This window comes from Paraburkholderia sprentiae WSM5005 (assembly GCF_001865575.2).
Lineage (GTDB): Bacteria > Pseudomonadota > Gammaproteobacteria > Burkholderiales > Burkholderiaceae > Paraburkholderia > Paraburkholderia sprentiae.
Genome location: NZ_CP017562.2, coordinates 2,126,477 through 2,152,571, shown reverse-complemented (window position 1 = coordinate 2,152,571; position 26,095 = coordinate 2,126,477). Strand labels below are relative to the sequence as shown.

Genomic DNA, 26,095 nt, shown 5'->3' with positions numbered 1-26,095 from the left:
ATCGCCTCGCACATTGACCTACCGGTCCGCGAATGACTGACTACAATGTCTGAATGCAAGCGACGCTGTAAGACGCGCGGTTCGACCTGAGCGCCGAGTCATGTGACGTTTCAATTCCTTCACGGAGGCATGGATGACGTGCCAAAACGAGAGGGTTGTCGGAGCGATATTCATCGTGATGAGCGGCTACGCGTTTGCGGGCGGCCCCACCGGCGATGCGCCCGAACCAATGATGATGATGATGGCCAACATCGTCGCGTCGCCCGTCGAAGTCGTGCCGCCGATTCCCGAGCCTCGGCACTACTTCGAGCAGCAGCGCTATGCGATGGAGTATCAGGGCGATCAGGGCGAGCCGTTCTATCCGCAAATGCAGAACTTTTATAGCGTGGACGTGACGCGCGATGTCCAGCTCGGTACCGCGAAGGCGCTGGCGTCGTCAGGACCGGAGTTCGCACCGGTGTCCGAACCCGGTGCGCGGACTGCCGCGCAGGATGCTTCGAATCCTTTGCACCTGGGCCCATCGACCGCGCCGCAAGTGTCCATCGTTCAGATGAACAGCTCAGTATTGTCGATCGGTGCGTCACCGCAGCGACGCTTATCTTTGACGATCAACGACTGGGTGTTCTCCGGCACCGCGCGCGTGGCGATTCTGCATTCGCACGATACGGGCGCGACGCTCATCGTCAAACATCGCTTCTAAGCGATGTCGAGCGGGCGTGCTTCGCGCGCCCGCCGAGGACGTCACGTCGACGAAAAACGCTCGCGATACACCTGCGGCGCCACGCGCAGCTGACGCACGAAGCTGCAGCGCATGGTTTCCTCGCTGCCGAATCCACATCGCGTCGCGATCCGTTTAATCGACCAGGACGTTTCGCTCAGCAAGCGCTGTGCCGTTTCGATGCGCAGCTGCTCGACCGCGCGGGCGGGCGTGCGGCCCGTTTGCGCCTTGTAGTGGCGCATGAAGCTGCGCTCGCTCATATGAAGCCGTCGCGCGAGCGCGGGGACCGACAGGTCGGACGCGAGATGCGATGTCATCCAAGCATGCAATTCGCCGAAACGGTCGTCGGCATGTTGCAGCGAGAGCGTCGCGCTGAATTGCGACTGACCACCCGGCCGCTTCAGAAACACGACGAGTTCGCGCGCGACCTCGAGCGCCAACGCGCGTCCGTGATCTTCTTCGAGCATGGCCAGCGCGAGGTCGATACCGGCCGTGACGCCCGCCGATGTCCAGATCGCGCCGTCGCGAATGAAGATCGGATCGGCTTCGACATGCAGTTGCGGATACGCCTGCGCGAGTTCGTCGCAACGCCCCCAATGCGTGGCGACGCGCCGGCCGTCGAGTAGCCCCGCCTCGGCCAGCAGGAACGCGCCCGAGCAGACCGAGGCGACGCGTCTGCAATGCGGCGCCTGGCGCTGCGTCCAGCGGATCAGACGACGATCGGCCAATGCCTCGCGAATGCCCCAGCCGCCGGGAACGATCAGCGTATCGACCGGCGCCTTCACCGAACGTAGCGAACCGGCAAGCACCGCGAGGCCTGACGACGACGTGACGGGCCCGCCTTCGGCTGCCACGACGTGTGGCGCGTAGAGCGTGTCGAGCCCGCGCTGCGTGACGAGTTCATTGGCGGAAGCGAATACCTGCAGTGGACCGCTGACGTCCAGCAATTGCATGTTGGGGAACGCGAGCAGCACGATGGAGCGGGGAGGGCTGGACATATCGTGTAGGTAGTGCTGGGAAAGAGAGCGCGCGTGCCTGGCAGAAACCAAGGGGTGAATGGCAGTCTTGCCAAAGACTACCCGCATAGAATCGATCCGTCCATCTGGAAACAGTGGCCAATGACGTGTTTCGATCTCTCTTCGATTAAGGCATCGCTATGAACCTGCAAATCGGTTTTCTGGTGTTTCCGAAAGTACAGCAACTCGATCTGACCGGCCCGCATGACGTGCTCGCATCGTTGCCGGGCGCCACGATGCATCTGGTCTGGAAGACGCGGGACCCCGTAGTGTCGAGCAACGGGCTCGTGCTGACGCCGAGCACGACTTACGAAAGCTGCCCGCCGCTCGACGTGATTTGTGTGCCGGGCGGAAGCGGCGTGACCGACCTGTTGCAAGACGCGCAAACGATCGACTTCGTACGCCGCCAGGCCGCGAGCGCGCGCTACGTGACGTCGGTGTGCACCGGTGCGTTGCTGCTTGGCGCGGCCGGTTTGCTGCGCGGGCGGCGCGCGACGACTCACTGGGCATTCCACTCGCTGCTGGAGCCGCTCGGCGCAATACCGACGCATGCACGCGTGGTTCGCGACGGCAATCTGATTACCGGCGGCGGCGTGACGGCGGGCATCGATTTCGGCTTGACCGTGGCGGCCGAACTGGCGGGCGTCGAAGAGGCACAGGCGATTCAGCTCGAACTCGAATACGCGCCGGCGCCGCCGTTCGATGCGGGCGATCCGGCGTTGGCGCCGCAAGCGGTGGTCGAGCTGGTCCGGCAACGGTCGGCTGAAGGCCTGGCCGCGCGGCGTCGGATCGTGATGGAAATCGCGCGGAGACAGGCTACCTGATCGCGAGCCCTGCATACGGTTGGTGCGGGCCTTCCATTAAACTGTATGGCTCTACCCCTTGTCCGACAGCCGGATCGATGCGATGAAGTCCTGCAAATTTGCCCGGGAGCCCTCCCGATGCGCGTAGGCAAGCCCGTCAAGGCACTGCCGCAGCCGTCATGCGACTACTGCGGCAACCGTGCATTGCTCGCGCGTTACGGCGACGAGTCGTACCCGTATCGCAGCGATCAAGGGCCGCTGTGGATCTGCACCGCATGTCAGGCGTGGATCGGCGTTTATTCGCGCAGCAAGCACAACCTGCCGCTCGGCCGCCTCGCCGACGCAACGTTGCGCGAGGCGAAGAGCAAGCTGCACGATGCGCTGGAACCGCTCGTTGCGGGGAAGGTGCGCCGCGATGGCGTCAACGCGTTCGAAGCCCGCGCGAAGGCGATCCGGTGGGTGGCAACCGAGCTTGGCTTCGATCCTGTCCCAGCAAGCATTCACGCGTTCACGCCCGAGCAGTGCGAGCAGGCGTTGCGTTATGTCGAGGGTTTTATCGAGGCTCGGCGTGCGCGATAGCTAGCGCGACGTCCCCAGCCGATCAGTTCCTTCCGTTCCTTCCGATATCCGCGTCATTCCGCCTTCCCCGCGGCTTTCCACCGCCACCAAAAAGTGCCATTGAATCTACTTTTTGTGTAGGGACGCCTGTCCCAACCTCTCCTATTCTTACGCCATCGAGACGACACGTCCTACGCTGCGACCCGTATCCCGCAGCGCGCGACGATCAATCCACAGGAGAGGATGTTGACCAAGAAAGTCCCGCTCAAGATCGCGATCGCTGAGCATCCGCACACGTCGGCCATTCGTAACCGGTCCATCCCTATCGAAGGCGTCGACGCCGAGTTCGTCACCGTCAAGCCGCAAATCGGCGCGTTCCGCCGCATGGTGCGCGACGTCGAATTCGACGTTTGCGAACTCGCGCCGACCACCTACATCATCGCGCGCGCTTATGGCGCGCCGTTCGTCGGCTTGCCGATCTTCGTCGTGCGGCGTTTTCATCACGGCGGTCTGCTGGTGCGTCCGGACGCGGGCATCAATACGCCGAAGGACCTCGAAGGCAAAAAGGTCGGCGTGCGCGCCTATTCGGTCACGACCGGCGTGTGGACACGTCAGGTGCTCATCGATGAGTTCGGTCTCGACTCGTCGAAGGTCACGTGGGTCGTCGACGACGAAGAGCACGTGACGCAACTGAAGCTGCCGTCGAACGTCGTGCACGCGCCGCAAGGCAGCTCGCTCGCGCAGATGATGGCGTCGGGCGAACTGTCGGCCGGAGTTGCCGCAGCCGCCGGTATCGGCCGCACCGGCGCGCCGACGGGTGGCTGGCAGGAAGTCGAGGCCGATTACCCGGATCTGCTGCCGAACGCGACCGAACTCGAAACCGAGTACTACGCGCGCACCGGCGTGTATCCGATGCACGGCACGATCGTCGTCAAGGACTCGGTGCTCGCTGCGCATCCGTGGATCGCGAAATCGCTGTTCGATGCGTTCGCGCAGGCGAAAAAAGAATGGCTCGAGGGTCTCGATGCGGGTGAGGCGACGAGCGCAAGCGACAAGAAGTATCTCGAACTGCGCAAGATCGTCGGTCACGATCCGCTGCCGTACGGTCTGCATGAAAACCTGCAGACGATCGAAACCCTCGAAGCAACCGCGTTCAAGCAGGGTCTCACGCCGCGCCGCATGTCGATCGACGAGCTGTTCGTCGACCCGCTCGCCCGCTAAGGCGCAACACCACTTATCGCCGACCCGGCGATTCGAACGGAGACACCATGATTATCGATTGCCACGGTCATTTCACGACCGTCCCGGCTTCCTTTCGCGCCTGGCGCGCCAAACAGGTCCAGTTTGCGAACGACCCGGCCAATGCGCCCTCGCGTGATGGCGCCTATGTCAGCGACGACGAGATTCGCGAAGCGATCGGCAACGGCCAGCTCAAACTGCAGCGCGAGCGCGGCAGCGACCTGACGCTGTTCTCGCCGATCGCGGGGCTGATGAGCCACCATCTCGGCAACGAACGCACGAGCCTCGAGTGGGCCGAAGTGTCGAATGACCTCGTGTACCGCGTGACCGAACTCTACCAGGACAACTTCGCACCGGTCTGCCAACTGCCGCAATCGCCGGGCGTCGCGCCCGCGAATTCGATCGCCGAATTGCGCCGCTGCGTCGAGCAACTCGGTTTCGTCGGCTGCAATCTGAACCCGGACCCGAGCGGCGGCTACTGGACGGGCAAGCCGATGACCGACCGCGAGTGGTACCCGCTGTACGAAGCGCTGGTCGATCTCGACGTACCGGCGATGATTCACGTCGCCGCGTCGTGCAATCCGTGTTTCCACGGCACTGGCGCGCACTATCTGAATGCGGACACGTCAGTGTTCATGCAGATCCTGCAATCGGACCTGTTCAAGGATTTCCCGACGCTGCGTCTCGTGATTCCGCACGGCGGCGGCGCGGTGCCGTATCACTGGGGCCGTTATCGCGGCATGTCGCTCGAAATGCGCGAGCGTCCTCTGGAAGGTTTGCTGAACAATATTTTCTTCGACTCGTGCGTCTATCACCAGCCGGGCGTCGAGCTGCTGACCAAGGTGGTTCCCGCGGACAACGTGCTGTTCGGCTCGGAGATGATCGGCGCGGTGCGCGGCAAGGATCCGGCAACCGGACATTACTTCGACGACACGAAGCGCTATATCGACGGCTGCGCGGCGCTGAGCGACCAGGATCGCCACAAGATCTTCGAAGGCAACGCACGGCGGGTTTATCCGCGCCTCGATGCGCGTCTGAAAGCGCGCGGCAAATAAGCTCGAGCGCAGCACGTTTCGCGGCGCAAGCCGCATGCAATGAGCAAGATACCGAGGCATTCATGACTTCCTCAATCGTTGATATTCACCCGCACATCATTTCCGACGACGAGACCCGCTATCCACCCGCGCCGCTGTTCGGCAAGCGCTCGGAGTGGTCGAAGGAACGGCCGACCACGGTCGAAACGCTGATCGCAGCGATGGATGCGGCCGGCGTCGCCAAAGCAGCGGTGGTTCACTCGTCGACCACGTACGGTTTCGACAACAGCTACGTGGTCGACGGCTGTGCAAAATACGCGGACCGTCTGGTCGCGGTCGGCTCGGTCGACGTGCTGGACCCCGATGCGCCGGCACGCATCCGCGCATGGGTCCAGCGCGGTCTTGCGGGCCTGCGTCTGTTCACCGGCGGCAGCACGAAGGAGTTCGATCCGAGCGAGCTCGACGATCCGCGATCGTTTCCCGCGTGGGAGCTCTGCGGCGAGCTTGGCCTGCCAATGTGCATCCAGACCGGACCGATCGGCTTGCCGCAGGTCACCGCGCTCGCACGGCGCTTCGCTAACGTGCGCATCGTCCTCGATCATCTCGGGCGTCCCGAGGTCGCGGACGGCGCCCCCTATGCGAAGGCGCAGAGCCTGTTCGACCTTGCGTCGCTGGAGAACATCTATCTGAAGCTGACGCCGCGCATTTTCGGCGACGTAAAGAAGGAGAAGGCGAGCGCCGAGACCTTCTTCCCGCGCGTGGTCGAAGCATTCGGCGCGCAACGGATGGCGTGGGGCTCGAATTATCCGACCTCGCCGGGCACGCTCGCGGACATTCTCGCGACCGCGCAAGCCGGCCTCGCAACGCTCGACGATGAGGACCGCGAGTGGATTTTCGGCAAGACCGCGCAGCAGCTTTATCCGGCGCTCGCCTGAGATTCGGCGCTATCCGGGCCGGCCGCCCGTGAAGGGGTGCATGGTTCGCGGCGGCATGCATGCAGCATTCAATCAAACTGAAGAGAACAAACAGATGGAGACGGGCAAACCTGAACGACGAGGAATCACGAACCGCTGGGCGGTGCTTGCGCTTCTTGCAATCGGCGTGCTGATTTCGTTTGTCGATCGCACCAGCATTTCGTCGACGCTGGCGGACGCGAATTTCATTCGGCACTTCGCGCTGACAGACGTCGATCGCGGTTGGATCAACGCGGCGTTCTTCTGGTCGTACGGGCTGTTTCAGGTGCCGATGGGTTGGGTCGCCGACCGCTACGGCGTCAAATGGCCGTATGCGATCAGCTTCACGCTGTGGTGCATCGCCACGACGATGATGGGCCTCGTGACCACACTCGGCGCACTCGTGCTGATGCGGCTGATTATCGGCGTGGCCGAGGCGATCGTGATACCCGCCAGCTATCGATGGATTCGCAATAACTTCGACGAACGACAAAACGGTCTCGCCGTCGGCCTGCTAGCCATGGGTAATAAGTTCGGCCCCGCGCTCGGTGCGCCGATCGCAGCCTGGATCATCGTCACTTACTCGTGGAAGCTGATGTTCATCGTGACGGGTCTCGCCGGCTTGATCTGGCTCGCGCCATGGCTGCTGCTGGTGCGCAACGATCTGCCGACCAAAGCGGACCTCGCGCAGGCAAATCGCCGCGCTCGCACCGTGACCTTCGGCAACATCCTGTCGAGTCCGGTCGTGTGGGGCGGCATGATCACGAACTTCTGCTATGGCTACTTCACGTTCTACTGCATGACGTGGATGCCGGCCTATCTGGTCGAGCAACGCGGTCTGTCGATTTCGCGCTCGGGGCTCTTCACGTTTTTCAGCTTCGCTGGAATCGCGATCGTCGCGGCTCTCGCGGGCTCCGCTGCCGATCTGATCATTGCCCGCGGCAAGGATCCGATCCTGGTCCGCAAGATCTTCACCGTGACCGGGTTCGTTGGTGGCTGCAGCGTACTGCTCGGTGCGTATGCGCCGACGCTGCAGATGGCGCTGTTCTGGAATGTGTTTTCCCTCTCGCTGCTCGGTTTCGTCACGGCGAACAATCTGGTGCTGTCGCGCCTGACCTTGATTCCGAGGCAGGCAATCGGGCTCGTCACCGGGGTTCAGCAACTCGCGACCAGTCTTGCGGGCGGCGTGGCGGCGAGCCTGTCGGGCTGGCTGCTGCACGTGAGCGGCAGCTACGACCTGCCGATGATGGTGATCCTCGGATTCCTGCTTGTCGGCGCGATGGCGACGATCGTCCTGTACCGCCCTGAATGGTCACCCAAGGTGACCGAGGCACCGAGCAGGTTGCGGCAGGCCTAACACTCGTAGCAGGGCCGGCATATGGCGGCCTCTGGACATATTCATTTTTTGAGAAACGCACATGGCGAAGATCGTATTCGGGATGGCGGTGCCGCACAGCGGCATGCTGGGCCAGGCCCCGGAAGACTGGCTCAAGAACGGGGAGCGCGACCGCAACAACCCGGAACTGTGGTATCGCAATCGCACGTGGACGTACCCCGAGCTCGAAGCGCATCGCGAAGCCGCGTTCGAGCAGTACCTGACGCTCGAAGAGCGCACCGCGCGCGCCGCCCGCTGCCGTAGCGCGCTCGACACGATGGCGGCCGCGTATCGCGAAGCGAACGTCGACGTTGCGATCATTCTCGGCAAGGACCAGAAGGAGATCTTCACCGCTTTCTCCCCGTCGATCGCGATCTATAGCGGCGCGCAAGTGCACAACGGTCCGCCACAACGTTCGGTCTATGCACCCGATCATCATGTGACGCACGACTGCCATCCGAAGCTCGCGACTTACCTGATCGGGTACTTCCAGAATGAGGGCTTCGATCTGACCGATCTGTTCGCGTGGCCCGACAACGTGTGGATGAAGCCGTTGCCCGAGTACCCGGTGGTACCGCACGCTTACAGCTTCGTGTATCACCAGATCATGGGCGACAACCCGCCGCCGCACGTGCCGGTCATCATGAATTGCTTCTATCCGCCGACGCAACCGTCGATGTCGCGTTGCATCGAATTCGGCCGCGTGTTGCGCGACGCGATCCATGCATGGCCTGACGACGTACGGGTGGGCATCTTCGCGTCGGGCGGCCTGTCGCACTTCGTCAACGACGAAGAGTTCGATCACCGCATCATGAAGATGCTGGCCGACTACGACTATGACGGCCTCGCGGCGGTGGACAACCGTTCGTACCAGTCGGGCACCTCCGAGATCAAGCTGTACGTCAGCGTGATGAAGGCGGTACAGGAGACCGGCGCTGAAATGACGCTGGTCGACTATGTGCCGTGCTGGCGCACGCCCGCCGGCACCGGCGAAGGCATGGGCTTCATGTACTGGAAAGCCGCCGACTGATCTGGCTTCACCTTCTAATTCTCGCGTTCACCAGAGAGCAACATCATGAGCGAAAACCGTCTCAACGGCATCATTCGCGCGTTCGAATCCGGCAAGCCCGCATTCACCGCATTTTCGAAACTCGACAAGCAGACCGCGATCGACATGAGCGACGCGCCTTATGACGGCATCGTGTTCGAGATGGAGCACAACCCGTACGACGTGTCGGCGCTGGGCGACGCTTTGCAGTACATGCTCAATCGCAAGGCGATCGTCGAAGCCGGTTCGGTCGCGCCGCGCGTCACGCCGATCGCGCGGATTCCGGCCAATGGCGCCGAGATGAATCAGGCGTTCGCCAAGCAGGTGCTCGATCGCGGCGTCTACGGCGTGGTGTGGCCGCATGTCGCGACGGTCGAACAGGCTTATAACGCGGTCGCGTCGTGCCGTTATGCGCGGCCGAAAAACGCGCCGCTGTACGAGCCGAAAGGCGTGCGCGGCGACGGTCCCGCAACCGCCGCGCGCTACTGGGGCTTGAGCATGGCCGACTACTACCGGAAGGCCGACGTGTGGCCGCTCGCGCCGGAAGGCGAAATCCTCGTCGGACTGATGTGCGAAAGCACCGAGGCGATCGAGAATCTCGACGACATTCTGTCGAACGTGCCGGGCATCGGTTTCATTCTGATCGGCGAGGGCGACCTGAGCCAGGAGCTCGGCCATCCGCGCGATTACGAACACCCGATCGTGGTCGACGCGATGCGCAAGATCGTCGACACCTGCCACAAGCACGATGTGGTGGTCGGCAATCCGCACGTGAACGCGAAGAACCACAAGCGGTTGATCGAAGAGGGCTACCGCTTTCTGATGTCGGCGCCGCTGCGCAGCTATGGCGTGGTCGGCATGGCGCGCGAGATGGCGGGGTATTGAATGAACGGAGCCGAAAGCCTCGTCGATACGCTGACGGATCACGGCGTCGACATCTGTTTCGCGAATCCCGGCACCTCGGAGATGCACTTTCTGAAGGCGCTCGACAATCCGCGCATGCGCAGCGTGTTGTGTCTTTTCGAAGGCGTCTGCACGGGCGCCGCCGACGGCTATTACCGGATGAAGGACACGCCCGCATCGACGCTGCTGCATCTCGGACCTGGTCTCGCGAATGGGCTGGCCAATATTCACAATGCCAAGCGCGCGTCGTCCGGCATGGTCAATATCGTCGGTGAGCATTCGGCCGCGCATCTGAAATACGATCCGCCGTTGATGTCCGATATCGAAGGCCTCGCGCGGCCGCTCAGTCACTGGGTGCGTCGCGTCGAATCGCCGCGCGCGGTCGCGTGGGACGTGGCCGCGGCGGTGAGCAAGGCGAGCGGGTATCCGGGGCAAATCGCCACGCTGATTCTGCCCGGCGATGCGTCGTGGCAGGACGCGGGCGAAACAGTCTCACTGCCGAAGCTGCCGGTCGCGCAGCCAGGCAAGCCCGAGGCCGCGCGCGTCGAGCACATCGCGCAGGTGCTGCGCTCGGGCGAGCCCGCGCTGATCGTGCTGGCCGGCCGTGCAACGCGCGGCCGCGCGCTCGAACTCGCGGGCAGGCTGAAGGCGGCGAGCGGCTGCCGTCTGGCGACGCAGTTTTTCAGCACGCGCATCGAACGCGGCGCGGGGCGAGTGATGCTCGAACGGATTCCATACGCGGTAAACGCGGCGGTCGACTACCTGAAGGGCTTTCGCCACATCATCACGGTCGAGACGACCGAGCCGATCGCCTTCTTTAGTTACCCGGACAAGCCGAGTCTGCTGAAGTCGGCCGGCACCAGCGTGCATGCGCTGGCGGAAGTGGGCGAGGACGGCACGGCCGCGCTCGACATGCTGGTCGAGGCACTCGGCGCGACCAGCACGCAAGCCGTGTTGCAGCAGCGCGCGAACGCCGACGCGCCCACCGGCGCACTGAGTCCCACGAGCATCGCGCAAGCGCTTGCCGCGGCGTTGCCGGAAGACTGCATCCTCGTCGACGAATCGCTGACCACCGGCCGCGAGACGATGGGCCTGACCGTCGGCGCTGCGCGTCACGACCTGATCAACAACATGGGCGGCTCGATCGGCTACGGCACGCCGGTAGCAACCGGCGCCGCGCTGGCGTGCCCGGAGCGCCGCGTGTTCTGCATGGTCGGCGATGGCAGCGCGATGTATACGATCCAGTCGCTGTGGACCCAGGCACGCGAGAGCCTGAACATCACGACGATCATCTTCGCCAACAACAGCTACGCGATCCTCAAGGCCGAGTACGCCAACATGGGCGCTGGCGCGCCGGGCGAGCGCGCGCTCGCGATGATCGACATCGACCGTCCGCGCATCGGCTGGCTCGCGATGGCGAAGAGCATGGGTGTACCGGCCGTCGCCGTCGACACGGCGGAAACTTTCCACAAGGCCATCGCCGATTCCGTGCATGCGGCCGGCCCGTGTCTCATCGAGGTGAGACTGTAATTTCGTTCAAGCATAAGGACCGACATTCATGACGACGACGCAAACGGCGGTGCCGACGCTGCGCACCAATCTGGCCGACTATCCGGTAACGAAGGCAATCAGAGACGGGCGCGTGAGCTCGAACATCGTCACGCTCGACTTCTGCGGACCGACGCCCGCGCATAACGGCTTCAAGGCGATGGTGCGCGAAAACGCGTTCGATGCGGGCGAACTCGCGATCGTCACGTTCCTGCAGGCGAAAGCCTACGGCAAGCCCTATGTGCTGCTGCCGACGCCGATCTCGGGCCGCTTTCAGCATCATTGCGCGGGCTTCAACATCGACTTCGGCCATCTCGATCCGAAGGACATCGAAGGCAAGAAGGTCGGCGTGCGGACCTATACGCAGACCACCGCGCTGTGGATTCGCGGCATTCTGCGCCACGAATACGGCGTCGATCTCGACAAGGTCACGTGGATGACGCTCGGCGACGGCCACCTCGCCGAGTATCGCGATCCGAACCACTGCGTGCGCCTGCCCGCCGGTTCGTCGATCCCGCAGATGATGATGAACGGCGAGCTCGCCGCGGCGCTGCTCGGCGAAGACATGCCGAAGGACGAGCGTGTGCGCACGCTGGTGCCCGATGCGCAGAACGCCGCGAAAGCGTGGTTCGCGCGGGAGGGCGTGGTGCCGGTCAATCACATGTTCGTCGTCCATCAGGATCTGTCGAAGCAGCGCCCGGAGGTCGTGCGCGAGTTGTACCGGATGATCGTCGAGAGCCGCACACAAACCGAAGGCGGCACGCCTGCGGTGTTTCCGCCCATCGGTCTCGAGCAGAACCGCAAGGGGTTGCAATTGGCCATCGACTGGGCGCTCGATCAGAAGATCCTGCCGCATCGTTTGTCGGTCGATGAATTGTTCGACGATGTGACGGGCAGCCTCGGCTGACGATCGTATTCGGCGACGCCGATCAGAAGCCGCATGACGACCAGTGCGGCCAGTGTCGTCACCATGCCGGTCGCGGCCGCGGCGACGCACCACAGCACGAAGCAGATGGCGTACGGCCATTTGACGCCGTAGCGGTCAACGATCCAACCCATCGGCATCTGCACGAGGCCGTAAGACCAGAACACCGCCGAGTTGAGCCCGCCTCGCTCGACGCTCGTCAGCGCAAACTCGCGCACGAAATGTTAGTCCGCAAGCGCCGCGGACAGACTCGTTCGATCGATAAAGGAAATGAGCAGGCCGAGCGCGAGCAGCACGAGAATGGCCCACGGGTTTTCGCGGGCGCACGGTGGCCTTGATATGTCTTCCATGTTTCGTTCTCTTGCCAAGTCGATTCGGGTCGGAAAAACCCGATGAGAATGTACGCGATGCACGCGTGAATGCCTTTACACAAAAATGATGTTCGCTGGCACTTTTTAATTAGAGAGGGACGGTGGTCGCAGCCGTTGCCTGCGTGCATCGCCAGAAAAAAAATGCCAGTGAATCTGACTTTTGTGTAAGGACGCGGTGCATGGCATCCCATATTCTTGGCTCCGGCAGCGGGCTATCGCTGCTTCGCTCGTGTAGGTACGCCAACAAAATGATTTAGATAAAAGCATCGGTATTCCGATGTGTATAAAAATGGAGACGTCGCATGAAAAGATTGATCACTCTCGCATCGGGCGCAGTCCTGTTTTGCGGTTCCGCTTCCGCCGTGTTCGCGCAGTCGTCGGTCACGCTCTATGGCGTGCTCGACAATGGCCTGGCCTATCAGAGTTCGAGCGGCAAAGGTTCGACGATCCGCGCGGTACCCGGCGGCCTTTTCTCGACGCGCTTCGGCTTGAAGGGCAGTGAGGATATCGGCGGCGGACTTCACGTCAATTTCCAGTTGGAGCAGGCCTTTTCCGGTCAGACGGGTGCAGCGACAGACCCGACGAAGGCCTTCAATCGTCTGGCCTTCGTCGGCCTGTCCGGTGGCTTCGGAGAAGTGCGCTTCGGCTTGCAAAACTCGCCGCAATACGACGTGCTGCAGGCGGCAATGGATCCGTCCTGGGTTAAGAGCATTGCTTCGCCGATGAATAACTTCAACGCGCTGATCATCCGCGCAAACAACGGTATTTCGTACTACACCCCAACGTTCGGCGGGCTGAATGCCAAGTTCATGGTGGCATTGCGCGATCCAGCGACCGGAGGGGGCAATGGGATTGGCTTCTACAACGCAGTCGTCCAGTACGGCAACGGACCGTTGAACGTCGCGGCCGGCTACGAACGAGGCGACGAACCAGCCATCGGAGGGGGGGGGAGCTATGCGCTGGCGGGCGGTGCTGCCGCGGGTCCTGGCGCGGTACTGAGCGTGTTCAACGCGGGCGCTTCGTATGCGATCGGCGCCAACCGCGTCTGGCTGGCCTACCACACGGAGAATCTGACCCATACGCCGAAATACATGCAGCACGACGTCTATCAGATTTCCGACTCATACCAGATCGACCCATTTGCGCTGGTTTCGCTGATGTACGGTTACTTGCACGATCGCACGGGGAAGGGCAACAATGCGCAGCAATTAGGTCTGCTTTTCGAGTACGCCCTGTCCAAATCGACCGAGCTCTATACAGCGGCCGGCTTTCTGCAGAACCGGAATCAGGCGGCATACACGCTGTCGGGCACCGCGTATTCGGGCCTTGCGGTCACTCCCGGCACCGACACGCGCGGCGTCGGCGTCGGCCTCGTACACAAGTTCTGAGGCCACCGCGTAAAGTCGCCGGCTCGATGTATGGCTGGAAATGCCTGGAAAAATTCGCCCGTTTCCGCGAGTCTTTCCACAGTGCTAGGATGATGCCCGAAGGCTGGGGCGGTTTTCTTGGTGACCAGGTAAATACTTTGCCGCGTTGGCAAATCATCGAGCAGACAACCGCTCCGGCCTCGGCACCTCTTACAAGCACTGCATGCCGAGCGCCGCAGCGGTTCTGTCGCGTCTCGGCGGCCGCCGATTTTCCGCAGCGGGCCGCGATTGCCATGAAGGCCGCGAGCGCGAGCGAATCGGCCGTCAAGGAGACTGTATGACACACAGCGCCGCGGCAAAACACCAGCCCAGAGCGATCGCGAAGGCGAAACGGACCACCGTGCCCAAGGTCCGCTTATACGTGGAGCGTCCCGAAGCGAAGAACTGGTTCGTGCACGTCGGACACGTAACCGACCGTGGCCGCTGGCGCACCGAGCCGCACGCGCATCCCGCTTACGGTCAGGTGATTTTCGTGCGGAGCGGACGCGGCGTGATGAATCTCGAAGGCGAGAGCGTACCGTTCGAGGGCCCGTGCGCGTTGCTGCTACCCACCGAATGCGTGCACGGTCTCGACTACGAAGTCGACGCTGACCGCTGGGTCGTGACGATCGAGGTCGCGTATCTGACGCAGATCAACGCGAAGCTGCGCGAGTTCATCGCGCTGTGGGAGGCACCGCGCGTGATTCCGCTCGCCGGGTCCAGCGATGCGGGCATGGCGTTCTACAGCCTCGTCGATAGCCTCAAACTGGAAGCCGAATCCGATGCGCTCGGCCACGTGGTCGGCACCGAAGCGCTGCTGACCACGCTGCTGCTGAAACTCGCGCGCGCAACGCCGCTCGAGCAGGCCGCGAACGAAAGCGCGACGCGCAACGACATGCGCCAGGTGGACCGCTTCCGCAAACTGATCGACGAGCATTACCGCGAGAATCTGACGCTGCAGGACTATGCGTCGATGATGGCCGTCTCGCTCGTGCAATTGCGCGCGGCCTGCGCGTCCGCATCGGAGCAAAGTCCGACCAAGATGATTCACGCGCGCATCATCGCGGAGGCCAAGCGCAACCTGATTTTCGGCGACATGTCGGTCGAGCAGATCGCGTTCGGGCTCGGCTTCGCGGACGCCGCGTACTTCACGCGTTTCTTCCGCAGGGAAGTGGGCCAGGCGCCGAGCCAGTTTCGCGTCGCGGCGCGGCAGCAGCCGAACCGTTAGCGCGTGGCGACGAGCTCGCGCCAAAGTCGTTTTCGATAAGTCCAGGCGAATCGACTTTTTGTGCAGGGACGACCAACGGCGATTCGACTACGCTTGGTCGATCGCTCACATCGCCTGCGTCTTGACGTTCATCGAATATGACCCGGTCGTTCCAGCAGAATCACGCCGCGCGGCACGCGCTGACGACGGCGTGCGCCGCGCTGACTTTGTCGGCGGGCATGGTCGGCGCACCGCTGCGCGCCGCGAAGGTACCGGCGCCCGCGCAAACTGAATTCGTTTATATCGGCACGCTGCACAAGCAGATCAGCGCGCTGCGCTTCGATGCCTCCACCGGCGCACTGACCGCGCTCGGAGCCGTTGCGGAAGGGCCGAAATCGACGTGGGTCTCGGCGTCGCCGCACGCACCGGTGCTGTATGCCGTCGACGACGACAGCGCTAAAGAAGGCAGCATCACCGCGTACGCGGTCGATCAGCACAACGGTTCGCTGAGCCCGCTCGGCGTGGTGCCGACGGGCGGACGCGGCACCACCTTCCTGCGCTTCGACGCACCGTCGATGACCTTGCTCGGGGCGAATTACAACAGCGGCTCGGTATCGAGCGTCGCGGTCAATGCGGACGGCAGCGTCGGCCCGCTCGTCTCGACGCTCGCGGAGACTGGCGACGGCCCGAACCGCCGCCAGGCGAGCGCGCATGCACACGGTGTCGCAATCGATCCATCCGGGCGCTACGCGCTGGTTGCCGATCTCGGCGCGGACCGCGTGTTCGTCTATCGCTTCGATCGCGCGACGCATGCGCTGTCGCAGGACGATGGCACGCGCGCGGCCACCTTCGTCGCGCCGCCCGGCAGCGGGCCGCGCCACCTCGAATTCTCCGCGAACGGACAGTTCGTTTATCTCCTGACCGAGTTGAGCGCGGAAGTGATGGTGTTGCGCTGGGATGCGACGCAAGGCACGCTGACGCACGTGCAATCGCTGCCAATCAGCAGTGATGGATTCGACGGCGTGAAAAGCGGCGCGGAAATCACGCTCGGTCGTGACGGGCGTTTCGTGTATGTCGAGAATCGCGGGGAAAACGCGCTGGTCGTCTATCGTGTGAAGGCGGACACGGGCAAGCTTTCGCTCGTGCAGCGTATCGCGTCGGGCGGCGACAAGCCGTGGGGCTTCGGCATCGATGCGTCCGGGCGATGGCTGCTCGTCGCGAATCAACGCAGCGGCAAGGTCAACGTCTTCAGCATCGATGCGGCGTCGGGCAGGTTGGCGGACACCGGAGAATCGGCTGATGTCACCGACCCGTCGAGCGTTGCGTTCGTCAAGTAGCCGGCTAGCTCTGCAGCAGTACCTCCCACGGCGCGGTCAACCACCACGGTCCATCGAAAAGACAGCACCCCCCGACGCGTTACAACATCGGGTTTATCACTCCGGCAGATAACCGTATAGCATTTCCTTCGTTGGCAGCGCGCGCGCGGGCCGGTACATTCGTCGCACTGACCGCGCCATTAGGCGCCCGCTGAAGAGTTTCGACGAAGAGAGTCCTGTAATGACTACCGGTGATGCTGTCGCCCCTGCCGCGCAATCCTTCGAGATCCGCGCGTTCGATGCGCCGCTCGGCGCGGAAGTGGTCGGACTGGATCTCGGCCAGCCGCTCCGCGACGACGATTTCGCGCGAATCCACCGCGCGCATCTGGACTATCACGTTGTCGTGTTTCGCGACCAGCGCATCACGCCGGAACAGCAGATCGCGTTCAGCCGCCGCTTCGGCCCGCTGCAGATTCACGTGCTGCATCAGTTCGGTCTGCCCGGCTATCCCGAGGTGCTGGTCGTCTCGAACGTCATCGAGAACGGCAAGCCGATCGGTCTTGGCGACGCCGGCCACTACTGGCATTCCGACCTGTCGTACAAGGACAAGCCGAGCCTCGGCTCGTTGCTGCACGCGCAGGAACTGCCGGCCGAGGGCGGCGATACCGTGTTCGCGAACATGCATCTGGCGTGGGACACGTTGCCCGCGCATCTGCGCAGCGCAGTCGAAGGGCGCAGCGCGGAGCACACCTATCTGGCCAAATACGCGGAGTTGCAACAACGCAGCCCGTGGCGGCCAAATCTGTCGGCCGAGCAGATCGCGCAGGTGAAACCGGTCGTGCATCCGATCGTGCGCACGCATCCGGAGACGGGGCGCCGCGCGCTGTTCGTCAGCGAGCACTTCACGACGCGCGTGATCGGTTTGCCGGAAGACGAGAGCAAGGCCTTGCTCGACGAACTCTTCGCGCACAGCGTGCGGCCCGAGCATCTGTACCGGCATCGATGGGCCGAGCACGACATGGTGTTCTGGGACAACCGCTCGGTGATGCATCTCGCCGCCGGCACGCCCGATCATCTGCGCCGCAAGCTGTATCGCACCACGATCGAGGGCGACGTGCCGTTCTGAGCGCGACGTTTTCGATCACCACGACACCCATCACACCGCACGCCGACTGGAGTTTCAATGCCGAGCCGATTTCGCCCGACCGCCGCACGGCCGTCGTTTGTCCGCCGTTTGACGGCATGCCTGCTGAGTCTGTCGATCGGTGCGGCGGGCGTCGCCGTCACGGCTTCCGCGCATGCCGAGGGCGAGCTTCGCGTGGCCGAGCAATTCGGCATCGTGTATCTGCTGCTGAACGTGGCGCGCGATCAGCGTTTGATCGAAAGCGAAGGGCGCAAGCAGGGGCTCGACATCAAGGTCGACTGGATCAAGCTGTCGGGCGGCGCGGCGGTCAACGATGCGTTGCTGTCGGGCGCGGTCGATGTCGCCGGCGGGGGCGTCGGCCCGCTGCTGACGATCTGGGATCGCACGCATGGCAAGCAGAACGTGAAGGGTGTCGCGTCGCTCGGCAATCTGCCGTACTACCTGGTGAGCAACAATCCCGACGTGAAGACCATCGCGGACTTCACGCAGAAAGACCGCATCGCGTTGCCGGCGGTCAATGTGTCGGTGCAATCGCGAGTGCTGCAATACGCGGCCGCGAAGCGCTGGGGCGACAAGGAATATGACCGGCTCGACAAGTTCACCCAGGCCTTGCCGCATCCCGACGCGGCCGCGGCGATCATCGCGGGCCGCACGGAAATCACCGGGCATTTCGGCAATCCGCCGTTCCAGGAGCAGGAACTGGCCGCTAATCCTCATGCGCATATCGTGCTCAATTCGTACGATGTACTGGGCGGACCGAGTTCGGCGACGGTTCTCTATGCGACCGAAAAATTCCGCCACGACAACCCGAAGACGTATCGCGCGTTCGTCGATGCGCTCGCCGATGCGGCGAAGTACGTCAACGCGAGTCCGCAGGGCGCGGCCGATATCTATATCCGCGCCAATCAGTCGAAGATCGATCGCAACCTGCTCGTGAAGATCATCACGAACCCGCAGGTGCAGTTCAAGATCGTGCCGCAGAACACGTTCGGGCTTGCGCAGTTCATGTATCGCGTCGGCGCGATCAGGAACGAACCGTCGTCGTGGCGGGACTATTTCTTCGACGATCCGGCGACGGCGGCGGGGAGCTGAGCATGACGCAAGCTAACTGGGCGGGAGCGCTTTGATGGTGGCCAATCCCACGATGGTGTTTCCGCATCACGGCGCAGAGAAAGCCGCGGCAACCAGCGGCAAGCTGCTCGCGGTCGAGAACGTGAACCTCGAATACCGCACGCGCGAGCGGATCGTGCGCGCGACGCACGACGTGAGCTTCGACGTCTACGGCGGCGACCGCTTCGTGCTGTTGGGCCCGTCGGGTTGCGGCAAGTCGACGCTGCTGAAGGCGGTGGCCGGTTTCATCGAGCCGCGCGCGGGCAGCATTTCGCTCGACGGTGAGCGCGTGCGCGGACCGGGCGCCGATCGCATCGTCGTGTTTCAGGAGTTCGACCAGTTGCCGCCGTGGAAGACGGTCGTGCAGAACGTCGCGTTTCCGCTGCGCGTCGCAAAGAAGCTGTCGAAAGCCGAAGCCCACCAACGCGCGCTGCACTACCTCGACAAGGTCGGGCTCGCCGCGTTTGCGAATGCGTATCCGCACACGCTGTCGGGCGGCATGAAGCAGCGCGTCGCGATTGCGCGTGCGCTCGCGATGCAGCCGCGCGTGCTGCTGATGGACGAACCGTTCGCCGCGCTCGACGCGCTGACGCGCCGCAAGATGCAGGAAGAACTGCTGCGGCTATGGGAAGAAGTGAATTTCACGCTGCTGTTCGTCACGCATTCGATCGAGGAGGCGCTGATAGTCGGCAACCGGGTTCTGCTGCTGTCACCGCATCCGGGCCGCGTGCGCGCGGAGCTGAACAGCCATCAATATTCGCGAGACAGTTTCGGACGCGCTGATTTTCAGCGCAGCGTCGCGCGGATTCATCACCTGCTGTTCGACCAGACGGACGCCGTGCAATGAGTACGCCCGCCCGCTTGCGGCCGCCGGTGCGCGACGAATACGAACGCCCGCTCGAAGCGCCCGGCGAGCTCGCGACCGAAGCGCCGTTGCCGATGGCCAGGCGGGTCTTCGCGCACGGCTGGCTGCGCAAGACGCTGATCGCGTTGGTGCTGATCGTCGTGTGGGAAATCGCCGCGCGCGTGATCAACAACGATCTGCTGCTGCCGACGTTCGGAGCGACCTTGACCGCGTTCGTGCAAGGCGTGTGGTCCGGCGAGCTGCTCGCGAAGACGGCGGTATCGATGTCCGTGCTGCTGCGCGGCTACGTGCTCGGCGCCGGGTGCGCGTTCGTGCTGACCTCGCTCGCGGTCTCGACACGCGTGGGCCGCGATCTGCTGTCGATGCTCACCGCGATGTTCAACCCGCTGCCGTCCATCGCATTGCTGCCGCTCGCGCTGCTGTGGTTCGGGCTCGGCACCGGCAGCCTGCTTTTCGTGCTCGTGCATGCGGTGCTGTGGCCGCTCGCGCTCAATACCTATTCGGGTTTTCAGTCGGTGCCCGCGACGCTGAAGATGACCGGGCGCAATTATGGTCTGACGGGTCTGCGTCATGTGTTGCTGATCCTCGTGCCGGCGGCGTTGCCGTCGATCCTGGCCGGCCTGCGCGTGGGCTGGGCGTTTGCATGGCGCACGCTGATCGCCGCGGAACTCGTGTTCGGCGCGAGTTCGGGCAGCGGCGGGCTCGGCTGGTACATCTTCCAGAATCGCAACGAGCTGTATACGGATCGCGTTTTCGCGGGGCTTGCCGCGGTGATCGTGATCGGTCTGCTGGTCGAACATCTGGTGTTCGATACGCTCGAACGCGTCACCGTGCGGCGCTGGGGCACGCAACAGTAGCGCATTGCGGCGGCGCAAATTTCCGGTTGCGTCCGTCGCTGGCGTGGACTACAAATTTAAGGTTACGCGCTGGCTCGATTGCTGGCGGGCCGGGCTTCCGTTCAGAACCGTTCAGAACGACAGGGAGAGTGCCGTCATGGGAATGCGCCCCGATCCTACCTTTCATGCATCGCCGAAGCTCGCGATGGATGCGCCGGCGGAAGAATACGCGTACACGGTGCTGCTGAGTCCGGATTTTTCTCAGCCCGACGCGCTCGCCGTGATCGACGTGAAACCCGGTTCGCCGACCTATAGCCAGGTGGTCCACACGGTGCCGGTGCCGAACAAGGGTGACGAGTTCCATCACTTCGGCTGGAATGCATGCTCGTCCGCGCTATCGCCGTTGACGGGCCACGCGTTCCTTGAACGACGCTATCTGATCGTTCCGGGCATGCGCTCGTCGCGCATCTACATCGTCGACACGAAACCGCATCCGACCCAGGCGAAGATTCACAAGATCATCGAGCCCGAGGAAATCTTCCGCAAGACCGGCTATTCGCGTCCGCACACCGTGCATTGCGGACCGGAGGGCATCTACGTGAGCACGCTCGGCGGTGGCGGCAAAGACGGCACCGACGGGCCACCCGGCATCTTCATCATCGACTGCCAGACATTCGAGGTGCTGGGCCGCTGGGAGATCGAGCGCGGCGCGCAGGAAAAGCATTACGACTTCTGGTGGAATCTGCCGCGCGATTACATGGTGTCGACAGAATGGGCGCTGCCGCCGCAATTCGAAAACGGCATCGTGCCCGAAGACCTGCTCGCGAACCAATACGGCCACCGCGTGCACTTCTGGGATTTGCGCGCGAGGCGCAACGTGCAAACGCTCGACCTCGGCGCGAATCATCAGATGGCGCTCGAAGTGCGGCCCGCGCACGATCCGAGCCGCGAATACGGCTTTATCGGCGTGGTGGTCGATACCACCAATCTGGAAGGGTCGATCTGGACCTGGTGGCGCGAAGACGGCCGCTTCCACATCGAAAAAACCGCGACCATTGCGCCCGAGCCGGCGCACGCCGACGAATTGCCGCCGCTGCTGCAAGGTTTCGGCGCCGTGCCGCCGCTCGTCACCGACATCGATCTGTCGATCGACGATAAATTCCTCTACGTCTCCTGTTGGGGCACCGGCGAGATGCGCCAGTACGATGTGACCGAACCGCGCAAGCCGAGATTGACGGGCTCGGTGCGCATCGGCGGCATCGAACGTTGCACGCCGCATCCGAACGGCAAAGCTTTCACCGGCGGTCCGCAGATGGTCGAGATCAGCCGCGACGGCAAGCGCATCTACTGGACCAACTCGCTCTACTCGACGTGGGACGACCAGTTCTATCCGGACGGTGTGCCCGGCGTGCAAGTGATGGCGCATGCCGACCCCGATGGCGGTCTGACGCTCGCCGAAGATTACTTCGTCGAGTTTCCGGCCGGCTACCGCGCGCACCAGATCCGCCTCGAAGGTGGCGACTGCTCGACCGATTCGTTCTGCTATCCGTCGGTGGGCGTTTGAACGGCGCGGTGTCGCCGCAAGCGGTACTGTGGCTGGCCGTGCTCGCAAGCGGTGTGTATCACGGGCTTAATCCGGCGATGGGATGGCCCCTCGCGGTGTCGAACGCGCTGATGCAGCGGCGCTCGCAAGCGCTGTTTGTGGCGCTGTGTTACCTCGCGGCGGGGCACGCGCTCGCCATCCTGCTGATGATGCTGCCGTTCGCGATGCTCGCGAGCGTGCTTGCATGGCAGCGCCAGATGCAGATTGGTGCGAGCCTGCTGGTGATCGGCTTCGGCCTGGTGTTGCTGATGCGCCGGCGTCATCCGCGTGTGCTGGCGAGAATTCCGCCGTCGCGGCTCGCGTTATGGTCGTTTGCGGTGGCGATCGCGCATGGCGCGGGCTTGATGCTGGTGCCGATCTACCTCGGTCTGTGCCGCGCGGACGACATCGACAGCGCGCACAAAGCCGCCCAAACGCTGATCGAAACGAGTCTGCGCATGGCGCTGTCGGTCTCCGCCGCGCATGCGGCTGCGATGACGATCGCGGGCGGCGTGCTCGCATGGCTCGTTTATCGCTACCTCGGGCTTAGGTTCGTGTCGCGCAGCTGGTTCAATCTCGATGCGCTGTGGGCGTCGAGTCTGATTCTGGTCGGGGGCGTGTCGCTGGCGTTGAATGCGGCGGCGGCGGGTTTTTCCGGGTGATCTGGAGGCGGCCGATGCGGTCGCGGGCACACCGTATGCTGCGGAGTGCAGGTGCAGGAACGCGAGTGCGTGCGGGTCCTGATTTTTCCTGTCGTCACCTAACCCGGAGAAGATCATGCCGCTGAAGAGAGGTACCTCGAAAGAGACCGTGTCGCACAACATCAAGACTGAGTCGAAGCATGGCAAGCCGCACAAACAGGCTGTCGCGATCGCATTGAATCAGGCGCGCAAGTCGGGCGCGAAGATTCCGAAGAAGAGCGGCAAATAAGCCGCTTCAGCACGCGCGGTCGCACCCATGACCGACAGGCCGCCGAAAAAGCGCGCGCAGGGCGACGCGCAATCGGAGCAACCGGATGTCGAACCCGATCAGCATCCGGCGAAGCTCGACGATTGCCGCCGTTGCGCGCTCTGGCGCAACGCGACGCAGGCCGTACCCGGTGAAGGGCGGCGGCATGCGTCGATCGTGCTGGTTGGCGAGCAGCCCGGCGACATGGAAGATCTGCAGGGCAAGCCCTTCGTCGGGCCGGCCGGCGCGTTGCTCGACAAAGCGCTCGAAGAGGCGGGCGTGAAGCGTACTGACGTGTACGTGACGAACGCGGTCAAGCACTTCAAGTGGATTGCGCGCGGCAAGCGTCGCTTGCACAAAACGCCCGCGCAGCGCGAACTCGATGCGTGCAGCTATTGGCTCGACCAGGAACTCGACATGCCGGATGTGCGGGTGGTCGTCGCACTGGGCGCGACTGCATTGAAAGCGGTTCTCGACGATTCGCACGCGCGCTTGCAGGACGCGTTCGACAAGACGCTCGAGCGTGGCGAGCAACACGTGGTCGCGACCTACCATCCGTCGTTTGCGCTGCGCGCGCCGGACCCTGAAACGCGTCGCGAGGTGTACGAGCGAATCGTCGCGGCGCTGCGCACCGCACAGAAGCTGGCTCACGGCGGCAAGCGCTCGGGCTCAGGTTAGCGCCGGCGCTTGCGTCGCTTGTAATCCGAGGTCGCTCATCAGTCGTTGCGCGTCGAAGGGCGCGCGCGCTTTGACATCGTTGTCGAAATAGCAATAGACGTCTCGCGCCGCTCGGCGACGTGGCGCGCGTTGCGGCGCGATCAACCGCGCGTCGGGCGGCTGCGAGCCGCTGCGCCATGCATCGAGCCGCTCGGACCATCGTTGCAAGGCTTCGTCGCCATATGAGCCGGAGTATTTGGCTTCGCTGCCGTGCAGGCGGATATAGACGAAGTCGGCCGTCAGATCTTCGGCGAACGGCCAAGGTTCGGTGGAATCGGAAACGACGAGCGCGACGCCGTATTGCCGAAGCAAGGTCACGAACGCCGGATCGACGAAGCTCGCGTGGCGCACTTCGACCGCGTGACGCAACGTGCGCTTGCGATCGATCTCGACGTAAGGCGTCTTGACGCGCTGATCGTGCTGCTTCGCGAGCGCCGATGCGCTCGCGGTGTCGGGCGGCAATTCGCGCAGAAAGCGCTCCATTGCCGCGGGCTCGAAGCGGAAGGACGGCGGAAATTGCCACAGGATAGGACCGAGCTTTTCGTTGAGCGCGAGTAGCCCTTGTGCAAAGAAGTTCGCGATGCCAACGCGCGCGCTCGCGTCGCGAAACCGCAGCATATGCGTCAGATAACGCGCGCCTTTGATGCCAAACACGAAACCGTCGGGCGTTTGCGCATACCAGCGCTGCCAGCTATCGAGCGATTGAAGGCTGTAGTGTGTGCCATTGATTTCGATCGTGCCAAATAGCGCCGACGCGTACTCTAATTCCGCTGCATGTTTGAGATCCTTGGGGTAAAAGCTGCCGCGCCACCCTTGATAGCGCCAGCCGGAAATGCCGATACGCACGTTGCCGGTTTTCTTCATTCGCGCGTCGACTCGGGCGGAATGGGGTTCTTGTCCTGCGCGGACTCGAGCGCGTTCTCCGACCCGGCATGCTTTTGCCGTTCTTTCTCGTCGTTTCTGCTTTGCTCCGTGTCCGTCGGCGTGGCGACGCGTTTGCGCGGGCTCGAAGGTTCGTCTTTCGTGCCAGAGCCGCGGGAATCTTTTGAAGTGCTTTCCATGATGTTCTCCTGCACTGTCCGGTTCCGAAGCAACGGCTCGCTGCGTCATTGAATACGCGCGATTTCCTTCGCGACCGCGGCCGGGCTGTCGAAATTGTGGTCGGGCAGACGGCCGACCAGATCGATGATGTCGGTATTCGCCTGATTCTTGCGCGCCTGCTCGACCAGCTTTTCGCGCGTGGTCGGGTAATTGGCGCCACTGAGTGCTTTTTCGACGTCAGCGGGATTCGGCTGGCCGGGGTGACGATGATCCTGCGAATGGGCGGGGTGCTGTGACATGGTTCCTCCTTGAATGAGTACATCACGACTGCGCGCCTACCGGTAGATGTCGCATATGTCGTGCCTCGGCGCATGCGTTGAACCGCTGATAGCCTTCGGCGTCTTTTCCAGCGGCAAACGGTGAGGAACGCGGCTTGCGCGCAGCCGGCAGGTAGCGCCGCTGACACGCGGTCTTTCAAGGAGGCCATCATGAGCACGATGCTCGCTTATCGCATTCACAGCTTCGGGGGTCCGGAGGTGCTCAAGGCCGAGAAGATCGATATCCCCGAACCTGGCGCCGGCGAAGTGCTGGTGCGCGTGCGCGCGGCCAGCGCCAATCCGGTCGACCTGAAGACGCGCTCGGGCCAGTACCCGTTGATCCGCGAAGACAAGCTGCCCTATACGCTGGGGCGCGATTTCTCCGGTGTGGTCGAACGCGTCGGCCCGGGCGTCGCGCAATGGCGCGGTGGCGAGCAGGTGTATGGCTTCGTTGGCCAGGGGCAGGGCGCCTACGCGGAATTCGTCGTCGTGCCCGCGAGCGCGCTAGCGCGTGCGCCGGAAAAGCTCGATGCGGTGAGCGCGGGCGCCGTGCCGCTCGCCGCGTTGACCGCATGGCAGGGCCTGTTCGATCACGGCTGCCTCGAAGCCGGCGGCCGCGTGCTGATTCATGCGGGCGCGGGCGGCGTGGGTCATTTCGCCGTGCAGTTCGCCAAGCAGAAGGGCGCGGAAGTGTTCGCGACGGCGTCTGGCGACGGCATCGCGTTCGTGCGCTCGCTCGGCGCGGATCGCGTGATCGACTATCACGTGCAGCGCTTCGAAGACGTCGCGCGCGACATGGACCTCGTGTTCGATCTGATCGGCGGCGACACGCAGCGCCGCTCGTGGTTGGCCGTGGCGGCGGGTGGCGCGCTGATCTCGACGCTCAACGAGCCGTCGCAGACCGAGGCGTCGAACCACGGCGCACGGGCTGCGCGTTATACCGCTCGACCCGACGGCCGGCAATTGACCGAGATCGCGGCGTTGCTCGACAAAGGCAGCGTGCGTGTCGCGCTCGCCGAACGGTTTGCGTTCGATGCGACGGCCAAGGCGCTGGAACGGCTCGCGAAAGGCCACGTGCGCGGCAAGATCGTGGTGGACGTGGCGTCGTAGCGCGC

At 63.5% G+C, this 26,095-nt stretch carries 30 protein-coding genes; 24 read left to right on the top strand and 6 right to left on the bottom strand.

Annotation, left to right across the window (positions count from 1 at the left end; genetic code table 11):
- Window positions 1-133 precede the first annotated feature (133 nt).
- Window positions 134-700, top strand: coding sequence for a hypothetical protein (locus BJG93_RS26495; protein WP_027195048.1), 567 nt, complete (start codon window positions 134-136; stop codon window positions 698-700).
- Between the two features lie 41 nt (window positions 701-741).
- Here BJG93_RS26495 and BJG93_RS26490 read toward each other — a convergent pair whose 3' ends face one another.
- Window positions 742-1,716, bottom strand: a complete 975-nt coding sequence (locus BJG93_RS26490) for a GlxA family transcriptional regulator (protein WP_027195047.1) — start codon at window positions 1,714-1,716, stop codon at window positions 742-744.
- 158 nt (window positions 1,717-1,874) lie between these two features.
- On the opposite strand from BJG93_RS26490, the gene BJG93_RS26485 reads away from it, so the two are divergent.
- The 10 genes from BJG93_RS26485 (at window position 1,875) to BJG93_RS26440 (ending at window position 12,102) form a co-directional block, all read left to right on the top strand.
- Entirely contained in the window at window positions 1,875-2,558 is a 684-nt protein-coding gene (locus BJG93_RS26485) for a DJ-1/PfpI family protein (protein ID WP_027195046.1), read from the top strand.
- Window positions 2,559-2,675: 117 nt separating this feature from the next.
- Window positions 2,676-3,116, top strand: coding sequence for a zinc-finger-containing protein (locus BJG93_RS26480; protein WP_027195045.1), 441 nt, complete (start codon window positions 2,676-2,678; stop codon window positions 3,114-3,116).
- A 222-nt stretch (window positions 3,117-3,338) separates the two neighbouring features.
- Window positions 3,339-4,316 (top strand): ABC transporter substrate-binding protein, encoded by a 978-nt coding sequence (locus tag BJG93_RS26475; RefSeq protein WP_027195044.1) that lies wholly within the window; start codon window positions 3,339-3,341, stop codon window positions 4,314-4,316.
- Between the two features lie 47 nt (window positions 4,317-4,363).
- Complete coding sequence (locus BJG93_RS26470) at window positions 4,364-5,389, top strand: amidohydrolase family protein (RefSeq protein WP_027195043.1); 1,026 nt, start codon at window positions 4,364-4,366, stop codon at window positions 5,387-5,389.
- Between the two features lie 62 nt (window positions 5,390-5,451).
- On the top strand, window positions 5,452-6,303 hold the full coding sequence (locus BJG93_RS26465; protein WP_027195042.1) for an amidohydrolase family protein: 852 nt from the start codon (window positions 5,452-5,454) through the stop codon (window positions 6,301-6,303).
- A gap of 55 nt (window positions 6,304-6,358) precedes the next feature.
- Window positions 6,359-7,678, top strand: a complete 1,320-nt coding sequence (locus BJG93_RS26460) for an MFS transporter (protein WP_231337524.1) — start codon at window positions 6,359-6,361, stop codon at window positions 7,676-7,678.
- 61 nt (window positions 7,679-7,739) lie between these two features.
- The gene (locus BJG93_RS26455) at window positions 7,740-8,726 is read left to right on the top strand and encodes a DODA-type extradiol aromatic ring-opening family dioxygenase (RefSeq protein ID WP_027195040.1); all 987 of its coding nucleotides are present in this window, start codon (window positions 7,740-7,742) and stop codon (window positions 8,724-8,726) included.
- A 45-nt stretch (window positions 8,727-8,771) separates the two neighbouring features.
- Window positions 8,772-9,629: an HpcH/HpaI aldolase family protein gene (locus tag BJG93_RS26450; RefSeq protein WP_027195039.1), complete on the top strand. Its 858-nt coding sequence runs from the start codon at window positions 8,772-8,774 to the stop codon at window positions 9,627-9,629.
- Window positions 9,630-11,177 carry an acetolactate synthase large subunit gene (locus BJG93_RS26445; RefSeq protein ID WP_027195038.1) on the top strand — a complete coding sequence of 516 codons (1,548 nt, stop codon included), beginning with the start codon at window positions 9,630-9,632 and terminating at the stop codon, window positions 11,175-11,177.
- 28 nt (window positions 11,178-11,205) lie between these two features.
- Window positions 11,206-12,102, top strand: coding sequence for a substrate-binding domain-containing protein (locus BJG93_RS26440; RefSeq protein ID WP_027195037.1), 897 nt, complete (start codon window positions 11,206-11,208; stop codon window positions 12,100-12,102).
- Here BJG93_RS26440 and BJG93_RS26435 read toward each other — a convergent pair.
- Entirely contained in the window at window positions 12,033-12,338 is a 306-nt protein-coding gene (locus BJG93_RS26435; RefSeq protein ID WP_027195036.1) for an MFS transporter, read from the bottom strand. The genes BJG93_RS26440 and BJG93_RS26435 overlap by 70 nt on opposite strands.
- A 6-nt stretch (window positions 12,339-12,344) precedes the next feature.
- Window positions 12,345-12,470, bottom strand: a complete 126-nt coding sequence (locus BJG93_RS36135; protein WP_269217464.1) for a hypothetical protein — start codon at window positions 12,468-12,470, stop codon at window positions 12,345-12,347.
- 323 nt (window positions 12,471-12,793) lie between these two features.
- Between BJG93_RS36135 and BJG93_RS26430 the strand changes: the two genes are divergently transcribed.
- The 12 genes from BJG93_RS26430 to BJG93_RS26375 all read left to right on the top strand — a co-directional run bounded on the left by BJG93_RS26430 (window position 12,794) and on the right by BJG93_RS26375 (window position 23,583).
- Entirely contained in the window at window positions 12,794-13,879 is a 1,086-nt protein-coding gene (locus tag BJG93_RS26430) for a porin (protein WP_027195035.1), read from the top strand.
- Window positions 13,880-13,905: 26 nt separating this feature from the next.
- Window positions 13,906-14,199 carry a hypothetical protein gene (locus BJG93_RS26425; RefSeq protein WP_027195034.1) on the top strand — a complete coding sequence of 98 codons (294 nt, stop codon included), beginning with the start codon at window positions 13,906-13,908 and terminating at the stop codon, window positions 14,197-14,199.
- On the top strand, window positions 14,196-15,125 hold the full coding sequence (locus tag BJG93_RS26420; protein WP_027195033.1) for a helix-turn-helix domain-containing protein: 930 nt from the start codon (window positions 14,196-14,198) through the stop codon (window positions 15,123-15,125). The genes BJG93_RS26425 and BJG93_RS26420 overlap by 4 nt, the downstream gene beginning before the upstream one ends.
- Window positions 15,126-15,262: 137 nt before the next feature.
- Window positions 15,263-16,441 (top strand): lactonase family protein, encoded by a 1,179-nt coding sequence (locus tag BJG93_RS26415; RefSeq protein ID WP_051374240.1) that lies wholly within the window; start codon window positions 15,263-15,265, stop codon window positions 16,439-16,441.
- 220 nt (window positions 16,442-16,661) lie between these two features.
- Window positions 16,662-17,546 (top strand): TauD/TfdA dioxygenase family protein, encoded by an 885-nt coding sequence (locus BJG93_RS26410; protein WP_027195031.1) that lies wholly within the window; start codon window positions 16,662-16,664, stop codon window positions 17,544-17,546.
- Window positions 17,547-17,603: 57 nt separating this feature from the next.
- Window positions 17,604-18,656 carry an ABC transporter substrate-binding protein gene (locus BJG93_RS26405; RefSeq protein WP_027195030.1) on the top strand — a complete coding sequence of 351 codons (1,053 nt, stop codon included), beginning with the start codon at window positions 17,604-17,606 and terminating at the stop codon, window positions 18,654-18,656.
- A 34-nt stretch (window positions 18,657-18,690) separates the two neighbouring features.
- Window positions 18,691-19,521, top strand: a complete 831-nt coding sequence (locus BJG93_RS26400; protein WP_027195029.1) for an ABC transporter ATP-binding protein — start codon at window positions 18,691-18,693, stop codon at window positions 19,519-19,521.
- Window positions 19,518-20,396: an ABC transporter permease gene (locus tag BJG93_RS26395; protein WP_027195028.1), complete on the top strand. Its 879-nt coding sequence runs from the start codon at window positions 19,518-19,520 to the stop codon at window positions 20,394-20,396. Before BJG93_RS26400 ends, BJG93_RS26395 begins: the two co-directional genes overlap by 4 nt.
- A 136-nt stretch (window positions 20,397-20,532) precedes the next feature.
- A complete protein-coding gene (locus tag BJG93_RS26390; protein ID WP_027195027.1) occupies window positions 20,533-21,939 on the top strand; it encodes a selenium-binding protein SBP56-related protein in 1,407 nt (468 codons plus the stop codon).
- Window positions 21,936-22,619: a hypothetical protein gene (locus BJG93_RS26385; protein ID WP_027195026.1), complete on the top strand. Its 684-nt coding sequence runs from the start codon at window positions 21,936-21,938 to the stop codon at window positions 22,617-22,619. Before BJG93_RS26390 ends, BJG93_RS26385 begins: the two co-directional genes overlap by 4 nt.
- A 115-nt stretch (window positions 22,620-22,734) precedes the next feature.
- Window positions 22,735-22,887 (top strand): DUF6496 domain-containing protein, encoded by a 153-nt coding sequence (locus tag BJG93_RS26380; protein ID WP_167544166.1) that lies wholly within the window; start codon window positions 22,735-22,737, stop codon window positions 22,885-22,887.
- Between the two features lie 27 nt (window positions 22,888-22,914).
- Window positions 22,915-23,583 carry a UdgX family uracil-DNA binding protein gene (locus tag BJG93_RS26375; RefSeq protein WP_027195025.1) on the top strand — a complete coding sequence of 223 codons (669 nt, stop codon included), beginning with the start codon at window positions 22,915-22,917 and terminating at the stop codon, window positions 23,581-23,583.
- Here BJG93_RS26375 and BJG93_RS26370 read toward each other — a convergent pair.
- Genes BJG93_RS26370 through BJG93_RS26360 form a run of 3 tightly spaced genes read right to left on the bottom strand, consistent with a single transcriptional unit; the run spans window position 23,575 to window position 24,962 of the window.
- Window positions 23,575-24,486 carry a DUF72 domain-containing protein gene (locus tag BJG93_RS26370; protein ID WP_027195024.1) on the bottom strand — a complete coding sequence of 304 codons (912 nt, stop codon included), beginning with the start codon at window positions 24,484-24,486 and terminating at the stop codon, window positions 23,575-23,577. The two genes, BJG93_RS26375 and BJG93_RS26370, sit on opposite strands and share 9 nt — an antisense overlap.
- Window positions 24,483-24,698 (bottom strand): hypothetical protein, encoded by a 216-nt coding sequence (locus tag BJG93_RS26365; protein WP_071336611.1) that lies wholly within the window; start codon window positions 24,696-24,698, stop codon window positions 24,483-24,485. Before BJG93_RS26365 ends, BJG93_RS26370 begins: the two co-directional genes overlap by 4 nt.
- Window positions 24,699-24,728: 30 nt before the next feature.
- Window positions 24,729-24,962: a DUF2795 domain-containing protein gene (locus BJG93_RS26360; RefSeq protein WP_027195022.1), complete on the bottom strand. Its 234-nt coding sequence runs from the start codon at window positions 24,960-24,962 to the stop codon at window positions 24,729-24,731.
- 189 nt (window positions 24,963-25,151) lie between these two features.
- On the opposite strand from BJG93_RS26360, the gene BJG93_RS26355 reads away from it, so the two are divergent.
- Entirely contained in the window at window positions 25,152-26,090 is a 939-nt protein-coding gene (locus BJG93_RS26355; RefSeq protein WP_027195021.1) for an NADP-dependent oxidoreductase, read from the top strand.
- Window positions 26,091-26,095: the final 5 nt, after the last annotated feature.

Excerpts from the sequence above, each read along its gene's own strand:
- BJG93_RS26450 (WP_027195039.1), top strand. The coding sequence starts at position 8,772 with ATGAGCGAAAACCGTCTCAACGGCATCATTCGCGCGTTCGAATCCGGC.
- BJG93_RS26425 (WP_027195034.1), top strand. The coding sequence starts at position 13,906 with ATGTATGGCTGGAAATGCCTGGAAAAATTCGCCCGTTTCCGCGAGTCT.
- BJG93_RS36135 (WP_269217464.1), bottom strand. The coding sequence starts at position 12,470 with ATGGAAGACATATCAAGGCCACCGTGCGCCCGCGAAAACCCGTGGGCC.
- BJG93_RS26430 (WP_027195035.1), top strand. The coding sequence starts at position 12,794 with ATGAAAAGATTGATCACTCTCGCATCGGGCGCAGTCCTGTTTTGCGGT.
- BJG93_RS26360 (WP_027195022.1), bottom strand. The coding sequence starts at position 24,962 with ATGTCACAGCACCCCGCCCATTCGCAGGATCATCGTCACCCCGGCCAG.
- BJG93_RS26485 (WP_027195046.1), top strand. The coding sequence starts at position 1,875 with ATGAACCTGCAAATCGGTTTTCTGGTGTTTCCGAAAGTACAGCAACTC.
- BJG93_RS26400 (WP_027195029.1), top strand. The coding sequence starts at position 18,691 with ATGGTGGCCAATCCCACGATGGTGTTTCCGCATCACGGCGCAGAGAAA.
- BJG93_RS26415 (WP_051374240.1), top strand. The coding sequence starts at position 15,263 with ATGACCCGGTCGTTCCAGCAGAATCACGCCGCGCGGCACGCGCTGACG.
- BJG93_RS26420 (WP_027195033.1), top strand. The coding sequence starts at position 14,196 with ATGACACACAGCGCCGCGGCAAAACACCAGCCCAGAGCGATCGCGAAG.
- BJG93_RS26380 (WP_167544166.1), top strand. The coding sequence starts at position 22,735 with ATGCCGCTGAAGAGAGGTACCTCGAAAGAGACCGTGTCGCACAACATC.
- BJG93_RS26410 (WP_027195031.1), top strand. The coding sequence starts at position 16,662 with ATGACTACCGGTGATGCTGTCGCCCCTGCCGCGCAATCCTTCGAGATC.
- BJG93_RS26495 (WP_027195048.1), top strand. The coding sequence starts at position 134 with ATGACGTGCCAAAACGAGAGGGTTGTCGGAGCGATATTCATCGTGATG.
- BJG93_RS26470 (WP_027195043.1), top strand. The coding sequence starts at position 4,364 with ATGATTATCGATTGCCACGGTCATTTCACGACCGTCCCGGCTTCCTTT.
- BJG93_RS26460 (WP_231337524.1), top strand. The coding sequence starts at position 6,359 with ATGCATGCAGCATTCAATCAAACTGAAGAGAACAAACAGATGGAGACG.
- BJG93_RS26445 (WP_027195038.1), top strand. The coding sequence starts at position 9,630 with ATGAACGGAGCCGAAAGCCTCGTCGATACGCTGACGGATCACGGCGTC.
- BJG93_RS26370 (WP_027195024.1), bottom strand. The coding sequence starts at position 24,486 with ATGAAGAAAACCGGCAACGTGCGTATCGGCATTTCCGGCTGGCGCTAT.
- BJG93_RS26355 (WP_027195021.1), top strand. The coding sequence starts at position 25,152 with ATGAGCACGATGCTCGCTTATCGCATTCACAGCTTCGGGGGTCCGGAG.
- BJG93_RS26375 (WP_027195025.1), top strand. The coding sequence starts at position 22,915 with ATGACCGACAGGCCGCCGAAAAAGCGCGCGCAGGGCGACGCGCAATCG.
- BJG93_RS26440 (WP_027195037.1), top strand. The coding sequence starts at position 11,206 with ATGACGACGACGCAAACGGCGGTGCCGACGCTGCGCACCAATCTGGCC.
- BJG93_RS26455 (WP_027195040.1), top strand. The coding sequence starts at position 7,740 with ATGGCGAAGATCGTATTCGGGATGGCGGTGCCGCACAGCGGCATGCTG.
- BJG93_RS26480 (WP_027195045.1), top strand. The coding sequence starts at position 2,676 with ATGCGCGTAGGCAAGCCCGTCAAGGCACTGCCGCAGCCGTCATGCGAC.
- BJG93_RS26475 (WP_027195044.1), top strand. The coding sequence starts at position 3,339 with ATGTTGACCAAGAAAGTCCCGCTCAAGATCGCGATCGCTGAGCATCCG.
- BJG93_RS26465 (WP_027195042.1), top strand. The coding sequence starts at position 5,452 with ATGACTTCCTCAATCGTTGATATTCACCCGCACATCATTTCCGACGAC.
- BJG93_RS26395 (WP_027195028.1), top strand. The coding sequence starts at position 19,518 with ATGAGTACGCCCGCCCGCTTGCGGCCGCCGGTGCGCGACGAATACGAA.
- BJG93_RS26490 (WP_027195047.1), bottom strand. The coding sequence starts at position 1,716 with ATGTCCAGCCCTCCCCGCTCCATCGTGCTGCTCGCGTTCCCCAACATG.
- BJG93_RS26405 (WP_027195030.1), top strand. The coding sequence starts at position 17,604 with ATGCCGAGCCGATTTCGCCCGACCGCCGCACGGCCGTCGTTTGTCCGC.
- BJG93_RS26390 (WP_027195027.1), top strand. The coding sequence starts at position 20,533 with ATGGGAATGCGCCCCGATCCTACCTTTCATGCATCGCCGAAGCTCGCG.